Below are 16808 nucleotides of genomic sequence, written 5' to 3'. Positions count from 1 at the left end.
AGCCCGGGACGCGCGCGGTCAGGGCCTCCGGGCGGGAGCCGGTGTCGGCGGTCAACGTCGCTTCACCCTTCCAGCGCGAGTCCGCGGCCGCCGAGGCCCGCCACGGTGAACAGTCCCTCGACGGTCGCCTCGACGTCGAAGGCGGATACGGAGGTCGGGGGGTAGCCGATGAGTTCGGCAGCCCGCGGCGCCAGCGGCACCGCGGCGGCCTCGGCGGACTCCCAGAGGAGCACCGCGCCCCAGCGCTGTTGCGCCGCGTCCGAGATCCAGAACTTCAGCCGCAGGCCGGGCACCTGGGCGAAGCGGTCCACGGCCTCGTCCCGCAGGAACGAGCGCAGCGACCGCACCGTCTGCGCGGAGTCGGCCAGGTCCCACCACACGATCACGGCGCGCATGAACCGAGCACCTCCGTCATCAGGGACGCGGTGATGGCCACGCCGTGCTGGGTGAGAACCGACTCGGCGTGGAACTGCACGGAGGCGAACCCGCTGCCGCGCAGGACGTGGACCTCGCCGTTGTCGGGGTCGCGGCAGATCTCCACGACGCCGCGGAGGGAGTGCTCGGTCTTGTCGGAGCCGGAGCGCGCGGCGAACGTGTTGTAGAAGCCGACGCGCTCCCGCCGCCCGAAGAGGTCGATCTCGCGCTGCACGCCCTGGTTGGGCACGTCCCGCCGGACCAGCGGCAGGCCGAGGAGCGTGGCGAGCACCTGGTGGCTCAGGCAGACCGCCATGAACGGCCGCCGGCTTTCCAGCAGCCGGCTGATGGTGCCGCGCAGATGCGCGATCTTCGGGTCGTCCGTGGCACGGGGGTCGCCCGGGCCGGGACCCATCACGACCATGTCGTAGGCGTCGGTGTCGTACGGCTCGTCGAACCGCCGCACCGTCACCGTGAGGCCGAGCGAGGTGAGCTGGTGCCCGATCATGGAGGTGAAGGTGTCCTCCGCGTCCACCACCAGCACGCTGCGGCCGGCCAGTCGGGCGGCGCCCGCGACCGCGGGGCCCTCCGCCGTCCCGGCCAGCCAGAAGTCCGCGATGGTCTCGTTGCGCCGGGCCAGCGCGCTGAGGACCTGCGGCTGGGTGGCGAGACGGGGGGAGCCGCCGCCGTCCAGCGCCGCGAGCAGCCCGGCCGCCTTCGCCCGGGTCTCGGCGACCTCGGACACCGGGTCGGAGTGGCGTACGAGCGTCGCTCCGACACCGATCCGGAGCCGCCCGGAGCCGTCGATGTCGGCGGTGCGGATGAGGATGGCGGAGTCCATGACGGGCGTGCCGGAGGTGTCCCGGCCGATGAGAGCGGCGACACCGCTGTAGTAGCCGCGGCCGGCGGGCTCGTATGTGCCGATGACCTTGGCGGCGCTTTCCAGCGGGGAGCCGGTGACGGTCGGGGCGAACAGCGTCTCGCGCAGGATGTCGCGCACGTCGCGGTTGGTACGGCCCTCGATGAAGTACTCGGTGTGCGCCAGCCGCGCCATCTCCTTGAGGTGGGGGCCGGTCACCCGGCCGCCGGTCTCACAGATCCGGGCCATCATCTTCAGTTCCTCGTCAACGACCATGTACAGCTCGTCGGTCTCCTTGGGGTCGCCGAGGAAATCGAGTACGCCGCTGAGAGTGGGGCCGTCGGCCGGGTAGCGGTAGGTGCCGCTGATGGGGTTCATCACGGCGGTGCCGTCGCGCAGGCTGATGTGCCGCTCGGGTGTCGCGCCGACGAGCGTGCGCTCGCCGGTGTGGATCAGGAATGTCCAGTAGGCGCCGGTCTCGCGCTCCAGCAACCGCCGGAAGAACGACAGGGAGGACGCGGGGGTGTATCCGGTGATGTCTGCGGTGAACGAGCGCTTGATGACGAAGTTGGCGCCCTCGCCGGTGCCGATCTCGTCGTCGATCACCCGGCGCACCACCGAGGCGTAGGTGTCGTCGTCCGTGTCGAAGCGGCCGTCCGTCAGGGTCACCGGCAGGTCGGGCAGCCGGCGCAGGATCTCGCCGAGCGGCAGCGCGGCCTGCTCGTCCACCGTCAGCACAAGCAGGGGTTCGCCGTCGTCGACGGCGGCGAACCCGCGTTCGGCGAGCTGCCGGTAGGGCACCAGGACGAGCACCTCGTGCCCGTCGCCCGGGCCGTCGGCTCCGTCCCCGGCCGGAGAGGCGGCCAGCGGTATGTCCGCCAGGGAGGCGCACTCGGCGATGTCGCCGAGCACGAGGTCGACGACGCCGGGGCCGGTGGTGTGCGGCCGGTGCAGGAGGGCGAAGGCGGGCGGATGGTCGCCGAGGATCCGCCCCAGCAGGTCGGCGTGATGCTGAGAGGCGTGGTGTGGTGAGGCGTGGTGCGTAGAGGCGTCGTGCGGAGCCGTGTGGGGCGGTGTGGTGCGATACGGGGCGGTCACCGGGCATCCTCCAGATCGGTCAGCAGCCGCTTGGTGGTGGCCACGCGGGCGCAGCGCTCCGCCGCATACGTCAAAGCCATCCCGTGGTGAGCGGCGGAGAAGTCGGCCACCGCGTCCGCGGCCAGGAACGGCTGGATGTCGTGGGTGAAGGCGTCCACCGCGCTCATCAGCACACCGACATGGGCGTAGACACCGCAGATGATGAGCTGGTCGCGGCCCGCGGCCCGCATCCGCTCCAGCAGGTCGGTGCGCGCGAAGGCGCTGTAGCGCCATTTGGTGAGCAGCCAGTCCCCGTGCACGGGGGCCAGCTCGTCGATCACCTCGCGGTCCTCCGGGGACGTACGCATGCCCGGTCCCCAGAAGTCACGCAGCAGACCCCGCTGTTCGACACTCATGTCGCCGGGCTGCGCGGTGTACGCCACCGGGATTCCCGCGGCGGCGCACCGCTCACGCAGCAGGGCCGCGTTGTGCGCCAGCGCGCCGCCGAGGGCGTCGTCGCCCGCGAACGGCCGCAGGAAGTAGCGCTGCATGTCGTGAATCAGCAGGACGGCCCGGCGCGGATCGGGGACCCAGGAGACCGTGCCCCGCGGCAGGTCGCTCTCGGTGGGCATCGGGTAGGACTCGATGGGGGGGATGCCCGGGGCGGGCGAGGTCACCGTGTTCTCCTCACTGGACACCGAGCGTCGCCCCGCCGTCCACGGTCAGGCTGTGCAGAGTGATGTGGCCGGCCTCGTCCGAGAGCAGGAAGGCGACCGCTTCGGCGACGTCCTCGGGCCGGGCGACCTTGCCGAGGGGGATGCCGGTCTTGAAGGCCGACGGCGTTCCGGCCACCGAGGAGCGGACGGCGGCGTCCCCCTCGTGCATGCCGTGCAGCATCGGTGTGTCCGTGGAGCCGGGAGCCACCACGTTGCAGCGGATGCCGTAGGAGGCCACCTCCAGCCCCAGACACTTGGTGAACGCGGTCGCCGCGGCCTTGGAGGCGGCGTACGCCGCCATCTCGGTCCGGGCCGTGCCGGCGGCGTTGGAGGCGATCGTGACGACGGCCCCGCCGCCCCGGGCCACCATGCGGTCCACCACCGCGCGGGAGACGTGGAAGACGCCGGTGGCGTTGACGGCGAAGGTCTCGGCCCAGTCCCGGTCGGTGAGCTTGCGGGCTTCGCCCAGCCGCAGCACGCCGGCCGCGTTGACCAGGTAGTCCACCGGCCCCACGGTGTCCTCGACGGCGCCGACGGCCCGGTCGACGTCCGCGCTCGACGTGACGTCGGCGGGAACGGCGGTGACACGCAGCCCCCGCGCCGTCAACCGGTCCACGGACTCCGCCAGCCGGGAGGCGTCCCGGTCCACGGCGGCGACCCGGGCGCCGCGCTCGGTGAGGGTACGCACGACGGCTTCGCCGATACCCCCGGCCGCCCCGGTGACCAGGGCAATCCTGTCTTCCATGCTTTCCTCCGTGTCGTAGGCGTGGCGGCTCCGTTCGGGTGCCGGGCCGGGACGTCGGTCCCGGTCATCCGCGCCAGGCCGAAACCACCTCGACGGCCTGCGCGGGACTGAGCCTCGGGTCGCAGAAGCTCAGGTACTTCTCGCCGACGTGGTCGAGGTACGAGGCGTTGCGCACGCACTCGGTGACCGTCTCCGGCGTCGTCTCCAGGTGCAGGCCACCGGCCGTGCCACCGTTCTCGCGCACCGCCTGCTGGAAGTTGTCGATCTCCCGCACGATGGTCTCCAGGAACCGCGTCTTGAGCCCGTTCGGGCCGCTGACCGTGTTGCCGTGCATCGGATCGCTGAGCCAGATGACGGGGTGCCCCGCCGAAGCGACGGCCTTGACCAGTTCGGGCAGCCGCTCGGCCGCGGCCGCCGCGCCCATCCGTGCGATCAGTGTGAGCCGGCCGGGACGCCGCTCGGGGTCCAGCTTCCCGCACAGGGCGAGCAGTTCGTCCGCCGACATGCCGGGGCCGACCTTGCAGGCGACCGGATTGCTGACGGCGGCGAGCAGCGCGACGTGCGCGCCGTCGAGCTGCCGGGTCCGCTCTCCTATCCACGGCCAGTGTGTGGAGGTCAGCAGCAGCGAACCGTCCGGCTCGCGGCGCAGCAGGGGAAGCTCGTAGTCCAGCAGCAGTGCCTCGTGACTGGTCCATACGGGCAGTTCGAGGCGGTGGCGCCGGGGCGTGCGCCAGCCGAGGTGGTGCATCGCGTCGCTGGCGGCCCGGTAACCGGACAGCAGGTGCCCGGGGTCGGGGCGGCGGCCCTCCGGGTCCGGCTCGGGGCGGTTGACCATGTGGCCGCGGTAGACGGGGAGTTCCATGTCGCCGACGGTCTCGGTGGGCCGGGAGCGTGGCTTGCCGAATTGGCCGGCCAGGCGACCCACCCGTAGCACCGGCTTCAGCAGTGCCAGCTTCATGGTGCCGCCCAGCACGTCGAGCAGCGCGGCCTTGCGGGCGATGTCGGACGGGTTGCATTCGGCCGGATCCTCGGCGCAGTCGCCCGCCTGCACGATCTGGATGTGCCCGGCGGCCGCCTCCATCAGGAGTTCGCTCAGCCGGTGCACCGCCTCGGCGTCGACCAGCGGCGGCATGTGGGCCAGTTCGTCGCGGACTTGGTCCACGTGTCGTTCGTCCGGCCAGTCGGGCTGCTGGAGGGCGGGCAGAGTACGCAGATGCGATGTCATGTCGGTCACGGGAACCCCACGGGGTGGTAGGCCGGTACACCGTCACGGGACGGCATCAGGGAAGCGGGTGCGAGCACGGCGTCGGCCGCGGACGGGCGGTCGGCCCCAGGGGGGCGCCGCCCCCACGCGGGTGCGGTTGCGGGCGCGGGCGCCGTGCCGGTGCGGACACCGGTCAGAACTCGACGCGGACGTCGTACTCGGAGACCCAGGTGTTGAACTCGACCAGTCGTTCAAGAACTGCACGGGCGCTCCAGGGGCCGCCGACTCCGAAGGAGCCCGTGGGCCGGTCGAGCAGTCGGCGCACGTCCTCCTCGGAGACGATGCGCAGTACCGGAGCGCCGTCGGTGAGGATCTCCTCGACCTTCCGCCGCAGGGCGAGTTCATACCTGGCGTCCTGGGTGGACGGGTACGGGTTCTTCTTCCGGTCCAGTACCGAGTCGGGGAGCACGCCGCGCATCGCCGCGCGCAGCAGACTCTTCTCCCGGCCGTCGAAGTTCTTCATCGCCCAGGGGGTGTTGTAGACGTACTCGACCAGCCGGTGGTCCGTGAACGGCACCCGGACCTCCAGACTGACCGCCATGCTGACGCGATCCTTGCGGTCCAGCAGGAAGTTCTCCCACCGGGTGATGTTGAGGTAGGTCAGCTCGCGCATACGGGCCTCGTGGCCGCTCTCGCCGGACAGGCGCGGAACCTCCTCCAGTGCCTCCGCGTAGCGCCGCTTGACGTAGTTGGTGAGGTCGAGGCGGTCCCACAGCCCGATGTCGCGCAGCGCGCCGATACCGCCGGCCTTCTCGAAGGGGTGGTGCCACGGGAAGCTGTCGAGCGCTACGGCCTCCTTGTCGTGGAACCAGGTGTACCCGCCGAACAGTTCGTCGGCCGCCTCGCCCGAAAGCGCCACCGTCATGCGCTCCTTGAGCGCGCGGCACAGCAGGAACAGGGAGTACTCCATGTCGCCGGTGGACACCGGCAGGTCCTGCGCCCGCAGTACCGCGCCGCGGACCTCGGGGTCGAGGATGTCGTCGTTGTCCAACTCGACGACGATGTGCTCGGCGCCGACCCGCTCGGCCACCTCGATGGCGAACGGGGTGTCCGGGTCCTCCCATTGGACGTTGGACTCGAAGCGCTGCTCGTGTCCCACGAAGTCCACGGAGAAGGCGCGGATCGGCTCGGTGATGCCGCGCCGGGCACGGGCGGCCGCGGCGAGCGCGGTGACGGCGCTGGAGTCCAGCCCGCCGGAGAGCAGGGTGCCGACGGTGACGTCGGCGACGAGCTGCCGGTCGACTATGTCCTCCAGCAGGGCCCGCACGCGGGTCACCGTGGTCTCCAGGTCGTCGGTGTGCTCGCGGGCTTCCAGCTTCCAGTACGTCAGGGTGCTGACGCCACTGCGCGAGAACCGTGCCACGGTGGCCGGCAGCACCTCGCGCATGCCCTTGAACACCGCGTGGCCCGGGGTCTTGACGATGCTGAAGATCTCCCGCAGGCCCTCGGCGTCGACGACCGCCTCGACCTCGTCGTGGGCGAGGATGGCCTTGGGCTCGGAGCCGAAGATCACGCCGTCCTCGGTCGTGTGGTAGTAGAGGGGCTTGACGCCCATCCGGTCGCGGACCAGGAGGAGTTCCTCGGTGCGCGGGTCCCAGATGGCGAACGCGTAGATGCCATTGAGGTGCTCGGCGAACGAGGCTCCCCACTCCAGGTAGGCCCGCAGCACCACCTCGGTGTCGCTGGAAGTGCGGAACTCGTGTCCCAGCGCGGCGAGTTCCTCCCGCAGCTCCTGGAAGTTGTACACCTCTCCGGTGTACGTGATGGCCGGAAGGCTGCCGTCGGCCGCGGCGGCCATCGGCTGCCGGCCGCCTTCCAGGTCGATGACCGCGAGCCGGCGGTGGCCGAGGACCGCGTGCTTCGACGTCCAGAGACCACCCGCGTCGGGACCCCGGCAGACCATGGTCCCGGTCATCGCCGAGGCGACCTCGCCCGCCCCGCTCAGATCGCGTCCGTAGCTCACCCATCCGGCCAGTCCGCACATGAGAATTCAGGTCCTTTCGTTGAGCGTGGGGCGGTCAGAAAGCTTCCGCGTCATGAAGCAGAACGTGCCGCGTCAACTGAACCCGACTGGATACGTCGAGTTTCAGAAACGCGTTTCTCACATGCGTATTGACCGTGTGGGGAGATACGGTCAGTTCCTCGGCCACTGCACGGTTGCTCAGCCCTCTCGCCACCAGGCGAGCCACCTGCAATTCGGCCGGTGTCAGCGAATTCCAGCCCGACCGGCATCTGCTCGGACGAGCCCCCCTCGTCACCTTGCGCGTCTGCATCGACTCGCTTTCCGTGTCACTGCGTTGCTAAGTCATCGTAATTGCACCACGCCCTGCGGGTGTTTGTTTCTCCGCGTTTTCCGGGCGATTACAGAGACGAGAATGCCCTGCCGCCGGACCCAACGGCAAAGCGGAATGCAGGACATCATCAGACGCGTCGGAGAATGTCACGCGCCGGACACATGGTCAGGTACGGGGAATTTCGTCACCGCCGCAGAATTACGTCAGCTCCGGCGCACGGCGTCAGGTCCGCCGCATCCCGTCAGATCCGGGCGGCTGCGTCAGAATCGGGAAACTTCGTCAGGTCCGGCGGTCAGTGCGGGCTCCGGGCTCCGGGCTCCGGGCTCCGGCGAGAACTTCCACGCGGGGCATGGCGAAGGGGGCCACGGCTTCCGCGACCCCCTCCTCGCGGCGCGTCACCACGCCGTACACCTTCCCGCGATCAGGCGGTGGCACCGCCGTCGATCACATGGTCATGCCCCACAACAAAGCTGGACTCGTCCGAAGCCAGCCACAGGACGGCGTTGGCGACCTCCTGCGGGTCGGCGACCCGGCCCAGCGGCACCGTCGGGGCCAGGCGGGCGTCACGCTGCTCGCGGGTCTCGCCCGGAAGGTAGGACATCGGGGTGTCGATCGGGCCCGGGCTGATGGAGTTGACGCGCACGCCCTGCTTGATGTACTCCAGCGCGGCGGTACGGGTCAGGAAGCTGACGCCGGCCTTGGATGTCGAGTAGGCACTCATGCCGGCCAGGCGCCAGTGGGCACCCAGGTTGGAGGCCGTGTTGACGATGACGCCGCCGCCATTGGCCGCCATGTACGCGGTCTCGTGCTTCAAGGCGAGGAAGACACCCGTGAGGTTGACGGCGAGCACCTTGTTCCACACGTCCTCGTCGTGCTCACCTACCGGCGTGCCGCCGCCGAGGATGCCCGCGTTGTTGAAGGCGACGTGCAAACCTCCATGACGGGAGACCGCGGTGTCCACCATCGCCTTGACGCTCTCGGAGCTGGTGACGTCGACGACGACGCCGGAAGCCCTGCCGCCCTCGTTCTCGATCAGCTTGACCGTCTCGTCGACGCCGCTCTCGTTGAGGTCGGCCACGACAACGGTCGCACCTTCGCCGGCGAAGGAAAGAGCCGCGGTCCGTCCCAGCACGCCGCCGGCGCCGGTGACGAGAACGACCTTGTCGGTGAAGCGTGTACTCATGACGAACTCCTTGTTTTCTCAGGGATGTGCACTGTGCGTTGGCTTGTGTCAGTCGCGGGACGCGGCACCTGCCGCACCCGCCGTCGACTCCTCCTCGGGCGCGACCGGCGGGGTCCTGGCAGACCTCGTCGCGCGCTGGAGCAGTACGAGCCCTGCGGCGACGGCCAGTGAGACGGCCGCCACGCCGAAGGCGAAGCCGTACCCGCTCGCGTCCGCCGCGGCCTCGCTGCCCCCATGGCCAGCGGCGTGCGAGAGGGCGAGCGGTACGAGGGCGGCCAGGCCGACCGGAGGCCCCACCTCCATGGCCGTGTTCACAACCCCTCCGACCAGGCCGGCCTCCCCGGGCGCGGTGCGCTCCACCGCCCACACGGTCGCCCCGGAGAAGGTGAAGCCGGCGCCGACCGGAAAGAGCGTGATCCCCACCACGAGCACGCCCCAGTACGAGGAATCCGCGTCGAGCGTGCTCAGCAGGCCCATTCCGGCAGCCCCCAGCGCCAGCCCGGCGGCCGTCAGGACACCGGCCCCGAACCGGCGCGCGGCCCTGCCACCTGCCGACGCCGTGAACAGCACCGCGAAGACGGGGGGAAGGAAGGCCGCCGAGGTGCGCAGGGGTGAATAGTCCAGCGTCTTCTGGAAGTAGAGCGCCAGGAGGAAGAAATACGACGCCATCGCGGCGGCCGTCACACCGATGGCGAACAGCGCCGCCAGCCTGCGGGCCGACGCCAGCAGCGCCGGCGGCACCAGCGGCCGGGACGACCGGGCCTGGGTCAGCGCGAACAGGGCCAGCCCCAGAGCGCCGACGCCGATCCATGTCCAGTCCGACTCCCCCAGACCGAAAATGAACGCGGTCAGCCCCGCCGTGATGAGCAGGGCGCCCGGCACGTCGAGCCTTTCGCGCCGGCGTGCGGGGCCGGTGGGCAGCAACGGCGCACACAGGACGATCACCGCGGAGACGACGGCCGGCGCGACGAACACCCAGCGCCATTCGACCCGGGACAGGATCACACCCGACAGGATGTTGCCGGAGCTGGCGCCGATGCTGGCCAGCACTCCCCAGACCGCCATCGCCCGGCCGCGCCGCGCCGCGCCGGGAAAGACCGAGCTGAGCAGAGCCATCGCGGCGGGGGCCGCCAAGGCCGCGCCCACGCCCTGTGCGAACCGGGCGGCCACCAGGACCCACAGTGTGGGGGCTGCCGCGGCGGCGAGCGAGGCGGCGCCGAAGGCGGCCACCCCGGCGACGAACACCGTCCGGTGACCCAGCAGGTCGGCGAGGCGACCGCCGAGGACCAGGAGCCCGCCGAACGACAGGCTGTAGGCGGAGGTGGCGAAGACAAGATCCGTGTCGGTCAGACGTAAGTCCCGCTGGATCACCGGCAGAGCCACTGTGATGACGGTGATCGTGGCGATCAGGGTGATCTGGACCGCACCCAGGAGCGCGAAGGACAGTCCCGGCCGCAGCCGGGGCGGGGCCGTACCGGGTGAGATGTCCCCAGAGACCGTACCCATAGATGAATGCTCATTCCACTATAGGGACAAAATAGCTGCGGGAACCCCGGCAACTAAGGTGATCGAAAGCTAGCACGCTCTTGAACGAGCGGTCCAGTTCTGATTTCGGATGCCGTGGCCGAATCCAACGCGGGCGGTCTCTTTCCGGGCAGAACGCTGGCGGCCGGAAGCAGCGGGAGACACCCGTGCCGCGGTCGGAAATCGCCAGAGATCGCACGTTCATGCGATGTCCCAGCGCTGCGAGCCGACCAGACTGCGGCTCAATCCACGGATCAGGAAGGCAACGCCCCATGGCCACATACAGCTGGACGCTTCCCGTAAAGGGAACGGGAGAGAACCCGGTCTGGCCGGACGCCGACCACGTCTGGGAAGGGCTGGTCCACAAAGCGGAGAACCCCAGTCCGTACGTACCCGCGGTGACGGCCTGCCGTGTCCTGGAACGCTACGACGACGGGTTCCTCCGCGAGATCACCGTGCGCGACACGGACCGGGTCCAGGAACGCGTGACGTTCGAAGGCCGCGAACGCGTGGTCTTCCGTCCCGTCGACGACCCCTGCATCGAGCAGATCGTCAACGAACTCGGCAAGGACGAAGCGGGCCGCCCCACGCTGACCCTGCGCGTCACCCTCAGCCCGGCCGGGGTCGAGAAGGCCGATGGGACCCGCTACTTCCTGCACGAGACCAAGCGCTACTTCTCGGACGCGTTGCGGTTCATCGTCGACGGCCTCGTCCAGCGCCATGCGCGCTGACCGCCGCGCCTGCCGATTCCCCCATCCCCTCCCCCCACAGGGCACCGGAGCATGCGACCCCCACACCTCTTGCCTGCCTGTACCGCACGCCCCCCGCCCGACCTGCCAGGAAACTGAAAGAGGAGCACACCACCATGCAAGGCCACTCCCGTCGCGCTTTCGTCAGAGATGTCGCGCTGATAGGTGGCGCGACGGCCGTCCTGCCCGCCGTCACCGCCGCACCGGCGGCCGCCGCTGAGCCGTCGAAGGCCACCGCCGCGGTCGCGGCCGATGACGCCGGATCCACCGTCGTCACGGTCAGGCCCGGGGACCGCCGCTACCCGGACCTGACCTGGGGCAGCAACCAGCGCTGGGTGGGCACCCCCGACAACGTGCAGTTGGCCGGCACGCCGGCCCAGGTCCTCACCGCCGTCCAGCAGGCCGTCAGCGGCGGGAGGGGCTTCGCGGTACGCAGCGGCGGCCACTGCTACGAGGACTTCGTCACCGCCGACCGCGTCCGCACGGTCATCGACCTGTCCGGCCTGAAGGCGATCGGGTACGACGAGACCCGCAGGGTGTTCCACGTCGAGCCCGGCGCCCGCCTCGGCGACGTGTACCGCACCCTCTACCACCAGTGGGGTGTCACCCTGCCCGGCGGGAGCTGCCCGACCGTGGGAATCGGCGGCCATGTGGCCGGCGGCGGGTACGGCCCGCTGTCCCGGCGGCACGGACTCATCGTCGACCACCTGTGGGGCATGGAGCTGGTCGTCGTCGACTCCGCCGGCAAGGCGTCGAAGGTGGTCGCCACCCGGGAGGCCAACGACCCCAACCGCGGCCTGTGGTGGGCACACACCGGTGGCGGCGGCGGCAACTTCGGCGTGGTCACCCGCTACCTGTTCCGATCCCCCGACGCCACCGGCACCAGCCCGGCCGACCAGTTGCCCAAGCCGCCGTCCGAGGTCATCGTCTCGAACGTCACCTGGTCGTGGAGCGATATGACCGAGGCGGCGTTCACCCGCTTGCTGCGCAACTTCGGCAAGTGGTACGAGACCAACGGCTCGCCCGACTCGCCGTACGCCACGCTCTTCAGCCAGCTCAAGCCGCAGCACAAGTCGGCCGGTTCGTTCTCCATGACGACGCAGATCGACGCATCGGTGCCGAACGCCGCCGCGCTGCTCGACTCCTACCTCGCCGCCGTCAACGAGGGCACCGGCGTCAACTTCCGCGTGGACGACCGCCGCAGGATCTCGTGGCTGCACGCCGTCACCCAGTGGCCCGGCTTCACCGGAACCGACACCACCACACGCTTCAAGGGCAAGTCGGCGTACATGCGGCGCGGATTCACCGACGCCAACCTCAAGGCGTTCTGGACGCACATGACACGCACGGACTACGCGCATCCCGCGTCGCTCGTCATGATCACGTCGTACGGCGGCAGGACCAACACCGTGCCGGCGGCCGACACGGCAGTTCCGCAGCGCGACTCGATCCTCAAGCTCCACTACGTGAGCTTCTGGACCGACCCCGCCCAGGACGCCACCCACCTGGACTGGATCCGCTCCTTCTACCAGGACGTGTACGCGGCCTCCGGCGGCGTGCCCGCCGCCAACGCCGACACCGACGGCTGCTTCATCAACTACGCCGACGCCGATCTCGCGGACTCCCGGCACAACACCTCGGGCATCCCGTGGCACGAGCTGTACTTCAAGTCCGGCTACCGGCGGCTCCAGACGGTCAAGGCCCAGTGGGACCCGAAGAACATCTTCAACCACTCCCTGTCGATCAAGGCGGTATGACGGTGGCATCCAGCACTCCTTCCCCCGACGACCGCGCGGAGGCCTCCTCGGCCGCCGGCTGGTCGCGCCGGCGCCTGATGACGAACGCGGCCGTCCTGGCGGGCGCGGCGGTACCGGTCGCGACCGGCCGGGCCGCCGCGGCGGACGCGGCCGGGACGGCGGAGGCGGCGCCGTTCCCCGCCACCACAGTCCACCCCGGCGACGCCCGCTACCCCGACCTGGTGCGGGGCGTGAACCAGCGTTGGACGGCCCGGCCGGAGAGCGTGCGGCTGGTCGCCTCCACCGAGCAGGTGCGCGACGCCGTGCAGCAGGCGGCCGACGCGGGCAAGCGGCTCACCGTGCGCGGCGGCGGCCACTGCTACGAGGACTTCGTCTTCAACGACGCCGTCGAGACGGTCGTCGATCTCTCCGAGATGACCTCGGTACGCCACGACGAGCAGCGCGGCGCCTTCGAGGTCGAGGCCGGCGCCACGCTCACCGATGTGTACGAGCGTCTCTACAAGGCGTACGGAGTCGTCGTCCCGGGCGGCGTGTGCTACTCGGTCGGCGTCGGCGGGCACGTCAGCGGCGGCGGCTGGGGCATGCTCTGCCGCCGGGACGGCCTGATAGTGGACCACCTGTACGCCGTCGAGGTGGTCGTTGTGGATGCCCAGCGCAGGGCTCGTGTGGTGGTCGCCACGCGCGAGCCGGACGATCCCCACCGCGAGCTGTGGTGGGCTCATACCGGCGGTGGCGGAGGCAACTTCGGTGTGGTGACACGGTACTGGTTCCGCTCGCCGGGCACGACGGGCACCGCGCCCGGTTCACTGCTGCCCAGGCCGCCGGCCGAGGTACTGCTCAGTGCGGTCTCCTGGCCCTGGGAGGAGATGACGCAGCAGGCGGTCACCCGCCTGGTCCGCAACTACGGTGCCTGGCACGAGGCGCACGCTGCGGCCGGGGGCCCGTACGACGGGCTGGTCGCCAACCTCAGCCTGAGCCACCGCTCCAACGGCCAGATCGGCCTGCTGACCCAGATGGACGCGACGCTCCCGGACGCGCGCGGACTGCTGGACGCGTTCCTCCGGGCCGTCTCCGACGGCGTGGGCGTACCCCACGGCGCGGTGACCAACGCGATGGGCGAGCACGGGCCGATGCCGGAGTTCGCCACCCCGCGGCGGCTGCCCTGGCTCCAGGCCACGCGCTATCTGGGTGTCACCAACTCCGTCCTGGTGGACCCCACGCTGCGCGGCGACCACAAGTCGGCCTATGTGCGCCGCAACCTGCCCGAGCAGCAGATCGCCACGATGTACCGGCACCTGACCCGGACCGATTTCGCCAACCCGAACGCCATGGTGCTGCTCAGCTCCTACGGGGCGGCCGTGAACTCCGTGTCGCGGAACGCCACCGCCTCCGTCCACCGTGACTCGGCGTTCAAGCTGCTGTACCAGACGTACTGGCACTCGGCCGACGAGGACGCCGCCAACATCGCCTGGCTGCGCGACATCTACGAGGAGGTGTACGCCCGGACCGGCGGCGTACCGGTGTCCGACGACAACACCGACGGCTGCTACGTCAACTACCCCGACATCGACCTGAACGACCCGCGCCGCAACCGGTCGGGCATACCGTGGACCACGCTCTACTACGGCGAGAACTATCCCCGGCTGCAGCGTGTGAAGGCCGCCTGGGACCCCACCGACTTCTTCCGGCACGGGCAGTCCGTCCGGCCGCCGGGACTCTGAGCCCCGCCCTCCCGCCGCGGTAGCGGATGTGACGCCCACCGGTGCCCGGCACACCCGGAAGCCCGCCCCCAGCACACCGGGGGCGGGCTTTTCTGGACTGGTCGGTCTGTTCGTTGTTAGCCTCGTGGGTATGGCCAGAACCAAGGAATTCGATCCCGACGTGGTGCTGCAGCGCGCTATGGACCTGTTCTGGGAGCGGGGCTACGAGGCGACCTCGATGGCCGACCTGGTCGAGCACCTTGGCATCGGCCGGGCCAGTATGTACGGCACCTTCGGCAGCAAGCACGACCTGTACCTGGCCGCCATGCGGCGGTATCTGCGGGGCAGCGAGGCGGGCTTCGTCACGGCGCTCGCCCAGCCGGGCCCCGCCCTGCCGGCCGTACGCGCCTTCGTGCAGAGCTGGGTCACCGAGGCCCTGACCGACCCGCGCCGCCGGGGCTGTCTGGTGGTGAACGCGGCCGTGGAGCTGTCCCCACGCGATCCCGAGGTCGCCCGCCAGGTGGAGGTGAGCTGGAGCGTCGTGGAGACGGCTCTGGTTTCCTCCCTGCTGCGTGCCCAGGCCCAGGGCGAGCTGGCCGCCGACAAGGACCCGCACGAGATCGCCCACTTCCTGCTCGTGGTGATGCAGGGCGTGCGCGTGATCGCGCGGGCCGCGCCGGAGGCCGAGCGGCTGCGGGCCGCCGCCCGCCTCGCGCTGGCCGCACTGGACTGATCGCTGCCTACGGGCCCCATTACGACCTCACGGTCAGCACGTCGTCGGACACGGCAGCGTGTCCCCCGGTGCCTGCCCCCGGCCTGGTCCTGGCCTGGTCCTGGCCTGGTCCTGGCCGAAGCCGCCCGGAGAGCCGCCCGCGCGCCGGCCGGTCCGTGAGGTGGGCCCCGGGGCGGGGCGGCCCTTCAGCCGGGCAGCCCCTCACCGCCCCGGAGGGCCGCCGCTTCCGTCTCTTCGGCGGGTTCACCGAACCAGAGCCGCAGCGCCGCGTGCAGCCCGTCGGTGCCGGACCCGCCGGCCGGCGCGCTCCAGGCCGCGTAACCGTCGGGACGCAACAGGATCGCGTCCGCGAGCGGTTGCCCTTCCACGTGGGCCGTCACGACGTCCACCCGCCCGGCCCAGCCCGCGGCGGCCCGCCGTACATCGGCGCGGTCCGCCAGGTCGAGCAGCACCGGTCGCCCGGGGTGCAGCAGCGCCGCGAGGCTGGTCCTGCCACCGGCCGTCCTCAGCCGCGTCTCGGGGATGAAGCGTCCCGCCAGCGCGTCCGCGGGACGCCCCACGTCATAAACGATGTCCGACCCACTGACCATGCCGGCCAGGTACGCGTTGACCTGGTCCACGCTCATGAGGTCGGCGAACAGCCGGCGCAGGGCGTCGGTGGACGGGCCGGGGTGCATCAACGCCACCTGGGCACGGACGTTCTCCAGCACCCGTGCGGCGACGGGATGCCGTTCCGTGTGGTACGTGTCGAGCAGTCCGGCCGGCGCGTGCCCCCGCACACAGGCGGCCAGTTTCCATCCCAGGTTGACGGCGTCCTGCAGGCCGGTGTTGAGCCCCTGGCCGCCCGCGGGGAAGTGCACGTGCGCGCTGTCCCCGGCCAGCAGGACGCGTCCGGCACGGTAGCGCTCGGCCTGCAACGCCGCGTCGCTGAACCTGGAGAGGTGGCGGGGCGCGTCCATCTCGATGGGGTGTCCGGTGATCCGCTCGACCTCCGACCTGAACTCCTCGAAGGTGACCGGGGACTTCCGGTCGGGGTGCGGGCCGCGGAAGTCGTACGTGCCGACACGGCTGTACCCCGCGGGGCTGACCCAGAAGATGGTCCAACCGCGCGGGGTACGGTTCCAACCGCCCGGCGCGTCCTGGGGGTTGGCCAGCCGTACGTCACCCATCAGGCAGGAGATCGTCGGCAGCGTGCCGGTGAACGCGATACCGGCCTTCCGCCGCACCACGCTGCGGGCCCCGTCGCACCCCACCACCCAGCTCGCCCGCAAGGACCGCTCACCGCCATTCTTCTGACGATACGTCACCTCGACGTGCTCGCCGCTCTCCCGCAGGTCGGTCACCTCGGCGCCCCGCACCAGCCGCCCGCCCAGCCGGACGGCGCGCTGGGCGAAGACCGCTTCGGCGTAGGTCTGCGGACTACCGACCATCGCGGGGAACTCCTCGACCACCGGGGCCAGGTCGAGGTGCGGCAGGCCGCCGAAGTGGAACGGCACGTGGCGCTGCGGGGCGCGTCCGGCCACGTACCGTCCCGGCTGCACGGCCTCCAGCAGTCCGCGCCGGTGCAGTGTCTGCGCGGTCCTGGCGTGCAGCGTCCCCGCCTTCGACTCGCCCGAGGGCTCCGGCTCCTTCTCCACCACGGTCGTCCGGACTCCGTGCAGGGCCAGTTCGCCGGCCAGCAGCATGCCGACCGGACCGCCCCCCACGATCACCACGTCCGCGTCCACGGCACCGGCCGTGTCCCCCACCCCGTCCACGACAGTCGGGCTCCTCTCCATGTGACGCCTGGCTCG

At 70.9% G+C, this 16808-nt stretch carries 14 protein-coding genes; 4 read left to right on the top strand and 10 right to left on the bottom strand.

Annotated elements, in window-relative coordinates:
- Positions 1 to 62: 62 nt before the first annotated feature.
- The 9 genes from KQY30_RS33925 to KQY30_RS33885 all read right to left on the bottom strand — a co-directional run bounded on the left by KQY30_RS33925 (position 63) and on the right by KQY30_RS33885 (position 10058).
- The gene (locus KQY30_RS33925; RefSeq protein ID WP_217310341.1) at positions 63 to 395 is read right to left on the bottom strand and encodes a YdhR family protein; all 333 of its coding nucleotides are present in this window, start codon (positions 393 to 395) and stop codon (positions 63 to 65) included.
- Positions 383 to 2272: an anthranilate synthase family protein gene (locus KQY30_RS33920; protein WP_217311472.1), complete on the bottom strand. Its 1890-nt coding sequence runs from the start codon at positions 2270 to 2272 to the stop codon at positions 383 to 385. Before KQY30_RS33920 ends, KQY30_RS33925 begins: the two co-directional genes overlap by 13 nt.
- Positions 2273 to 2367: 95 nt before the next feature.
- Positions 2368 to 2982 carry an isochorismatase family protein gene (locus tag KQY30_RS33915; protein ID WP_217311471.1) on the bottom strand — a complete coding sequence of 205 codons (615 nt, stop codon included), beginning with the start codon at positions 2980 to 2982 and terminating at the stop codon, positions 2368 to 2370.
- 55 nt (positions 2983 to 3037) lie between these two features.
- The gene (locus KQY30_RS33910) at positions 3038 to 3811 is read right to left on the bottom strand and encodes a 2,3-dihydro-2,3-dihydroxybenzoate dehydrogenase (protein ID WP_217310340.1); all 774 of its coding nucleotides are present in this window, start codon (positions 3809 to 3811) and stop codon (positions 3038 to 3040) included.
- Positions 3812 to 3875: 64 nt separating this feature from the next.
- The gene (locus KQY30_RS33905; protein WP_217310339.1) at positions 3876 to 5036 is read right to left on the bottom strand and encodes a 3-deoxy-7-phosphoheptulonate synthase; all 1161 of its coding nucleotides are present in this window, start codon (positions 5034 to 5036) and stop codon (positions 3876 to 3878) included.
- 172 nt (positions 5037 to 5208) lie between these two features.
- Complete coding sequence (asnB, locus tag KQY30_RS33900; RefSeq protein ID WP_217310338.1) at positions 5209 to 7059, bottom strand: asparagine synthase (glutamine-hydrolyzing); 1851 nt, start codon at positions 7057 to 7059, stop codon at positions 5209 to 5211.
- Positions 7060 to 7093: 34 nt separating this feature from the next.
- A complete protein-coding gene (locus KQY30_RS33895) occupies positions 7094 to 7348 on the bottom strand; it encodes a response regulator transcription factor (protein ID WP_217310337.1) in 255 nt (84 codons plus the stop codon).
- 442 nt (positions 7349 to 7790) lie between these two features.
- Complete coding sequence (locus tag KQY30_RS33890; RefSeq protein WP_217310336.1) at positions 7791 to 8552, bottom strand: SDR family NAD(P)-dependent oxidoreductase; 762 nt, start codon at positions 8550 to 8552, stop codon at positions 7791 to 7793.
- A gap of 48 nt (positions 8553 to 8600) precedes the next feature.
- Positions 8601 to 10058, bottom strand: a complete 1458-nt coding sequence (locus KQY30_RS33885) for an MFS transporter (protein WP_217310335.1) — start codon at positions 10056 to 10058, stop codon at positions 8601 to 8603.
- A 290-nt stretch (positions 10059 to 10348) separates the two neighbouring features.
- Between KQY30_RS33885 and KQY30_RS33880 the strand changes: the two genes are divergently transcribed.
- From KQY30_RS33880 to KQY30_RS33865, 4 genes are all read left to right on the top strand, one after another.
- Positions 10349 to 10807: an AtaL-like protein gene (locus KQY30_RS33880; RefSeq protein ID WP_217310334.1), complete on the top strand. Its 459-nt coding sequence runs from the start codon at positions 10349 to 10351 to the stop codon at positions 10805 to 10807.
- A 134-nt stretch (positions 10808 to 10941) separates the two neighbouring features.
- Positions 10942 to 12582, top strand: a complete 1641-nt coding sequence (locus KQY30_RS33875) for an FAD-binding oxidoreductase (RefSeq protein WP_217310333.1) — start codon at positions 10942 to 10944, stop codon at positions 12580 to 12582.
- Positions 12583 to 12659: 77 nt separating this feature from the next.
- A complete protein-coding gene (locus KQY30_RS33870) occupies positions 12660 to 14303 on the top strand; it encodes an FAD-binding oxidoreductase (protein WP_217311470.1) in 1644 nt (547 codons plus the stop codon).
- A 130-nt stretch (positions 14304 to 14433) separates the two neighbouring features.
- Positions 14434 to 15015 carry a TetR/AcrR family transcriptional regulator gene (locus KQY30_RS33865; RefSeq protein ID WP_217310332.1) on the top strand — a complete coding sequence of 194 codons (582 nt, stop codon included), beginning with the start codon at positions 14434 to 14436 and terminating at the stop codon, positions 15013 to 15015.
- 185 nt (positions 15016 to 15200) lie between these two features.
- On the opposite strand, the gene KQY30_RS33860 is transcribed toward KQY30_RS33865, so the two are convergent.
- Positions 15201 to 16772, bottom strand: a complete 1572-nt coding sequence (locus KQY30_RS33860) for an FAD-dependent oxidoreductase (RefSeq protein WP_254407454.1) — start codon at positions 16770 to 16772, stop codon at positions 15201 to 15203.
- Between the last annotated feature and the right edge of the window lie 36 nt (positions 16773 to 16808).

Source organism: Streptomyces sp. GMY02, assembly GCF_019056675.1.
Classification (GTDB): domain Bacteria; phylum Actinomycetota; class Actinomycetes; order Streptomycetales; family Streptomycetaceae; genus Streptomyces; species Streptomyces odonnellii.
Note: the sequence above shows the minus strand (reverse complement) of the source record. Positions and strands in the feature narration are given on the sequence as shown.

What these genes read in the sequence shown, in the direction of transcription:
- KQY30_RS33885 (WP_217310335.1), bottom strand. Translation starts at nt 10,058, where the DNA reads ATGGGTACGGTCTCTGGGGACATCTCACCCGGTACGGCCCCGCCCCGG.
- KQY30_RS33925 (WP_217310341.1), bottom strand. Translation starts at nt 395, where the DNA reads ATGCGCGCCGTGATCGTGTGGTGGGACCTGGCCGACTCCGCGCAGACG.
- KQY30_RS33880 (WP_217310334.1), top strand. Translation starts at nt 10,349, where the DNA reads ATGGCCACATACAGCTGGACGCTTCCCGTAAAGGGAACGGGAGAGAAC.
- KQY30_RS33875 (WP_217310333.1), top strand. Translation starts at nt 10,942, where the DNA reads ATGCAAGGCCACTCCCGTCGCGCTTTCGTCAGAGATGTCGCGCTGATA.
- KQY30_RS33890 (WP_217310336.1), bottom strand. Translation starts at nt 8,552, where the DNA reads ATGAGTACACGCTTCACCGACAAGGTCGTTCTCGTCACCGGCGCCGGC.
- asnB (WP_217310338.1), bottom strand. Translation starts at nt 7,059, where the DNA reads ATGTGCGGACTGGCCGGATGGGTGAGCTACGGACGCGATCTGAGCGGG.
- KQY30_RS33905 (WP_217310339.1), bottom strand. Translation starts at nt 5,036, where the DNA reads ATGACATCGCATCTGCGTACTCTGCCCGCCCTCCAGCAGCCCGACTGG.
- KQY30_RS33865 (WP_217310332.1), top strand. Translation starts at nt 14,434, where the DNA reads ATGGCCAGAACCAAGGAATTCGATCCCGACGTGGTGCTGCAGCGCGCT.
- KQY30_RS33915 (WP_217311471.1), bottom strand. Translation starts at nt 2,982, where the DNA reads ATGCCCACCGAGAGCGACCTGCCGCGGGGCACGGTCTCCTGGGTCCCC.
- KQY30_RS33870 (WP_217311470.1), top strand. Translation starts at nt 12,660, where the DNA reads ATGACGAACGCGGCCGTCCTGGCGGGCGCGGCGGTACCGGTCGCGACC.
- KQY30_RS33895 (WP_217310337.1), bottom strand. Translation starts at nt 7,348, where the DNA reads ATGCAGACGCGCAAGGTGACGAGGGGGGCTCGTCCGAGCAGATGCCGG.
- KQY30_RS33910 (WP_217310340.1), bottom strand. Translation starts at nt 3,811, where the DNA reads ATGGAAGACAGGATTGCCCTGGTCACCGGGGCGGCCGGGGGTATCGGC.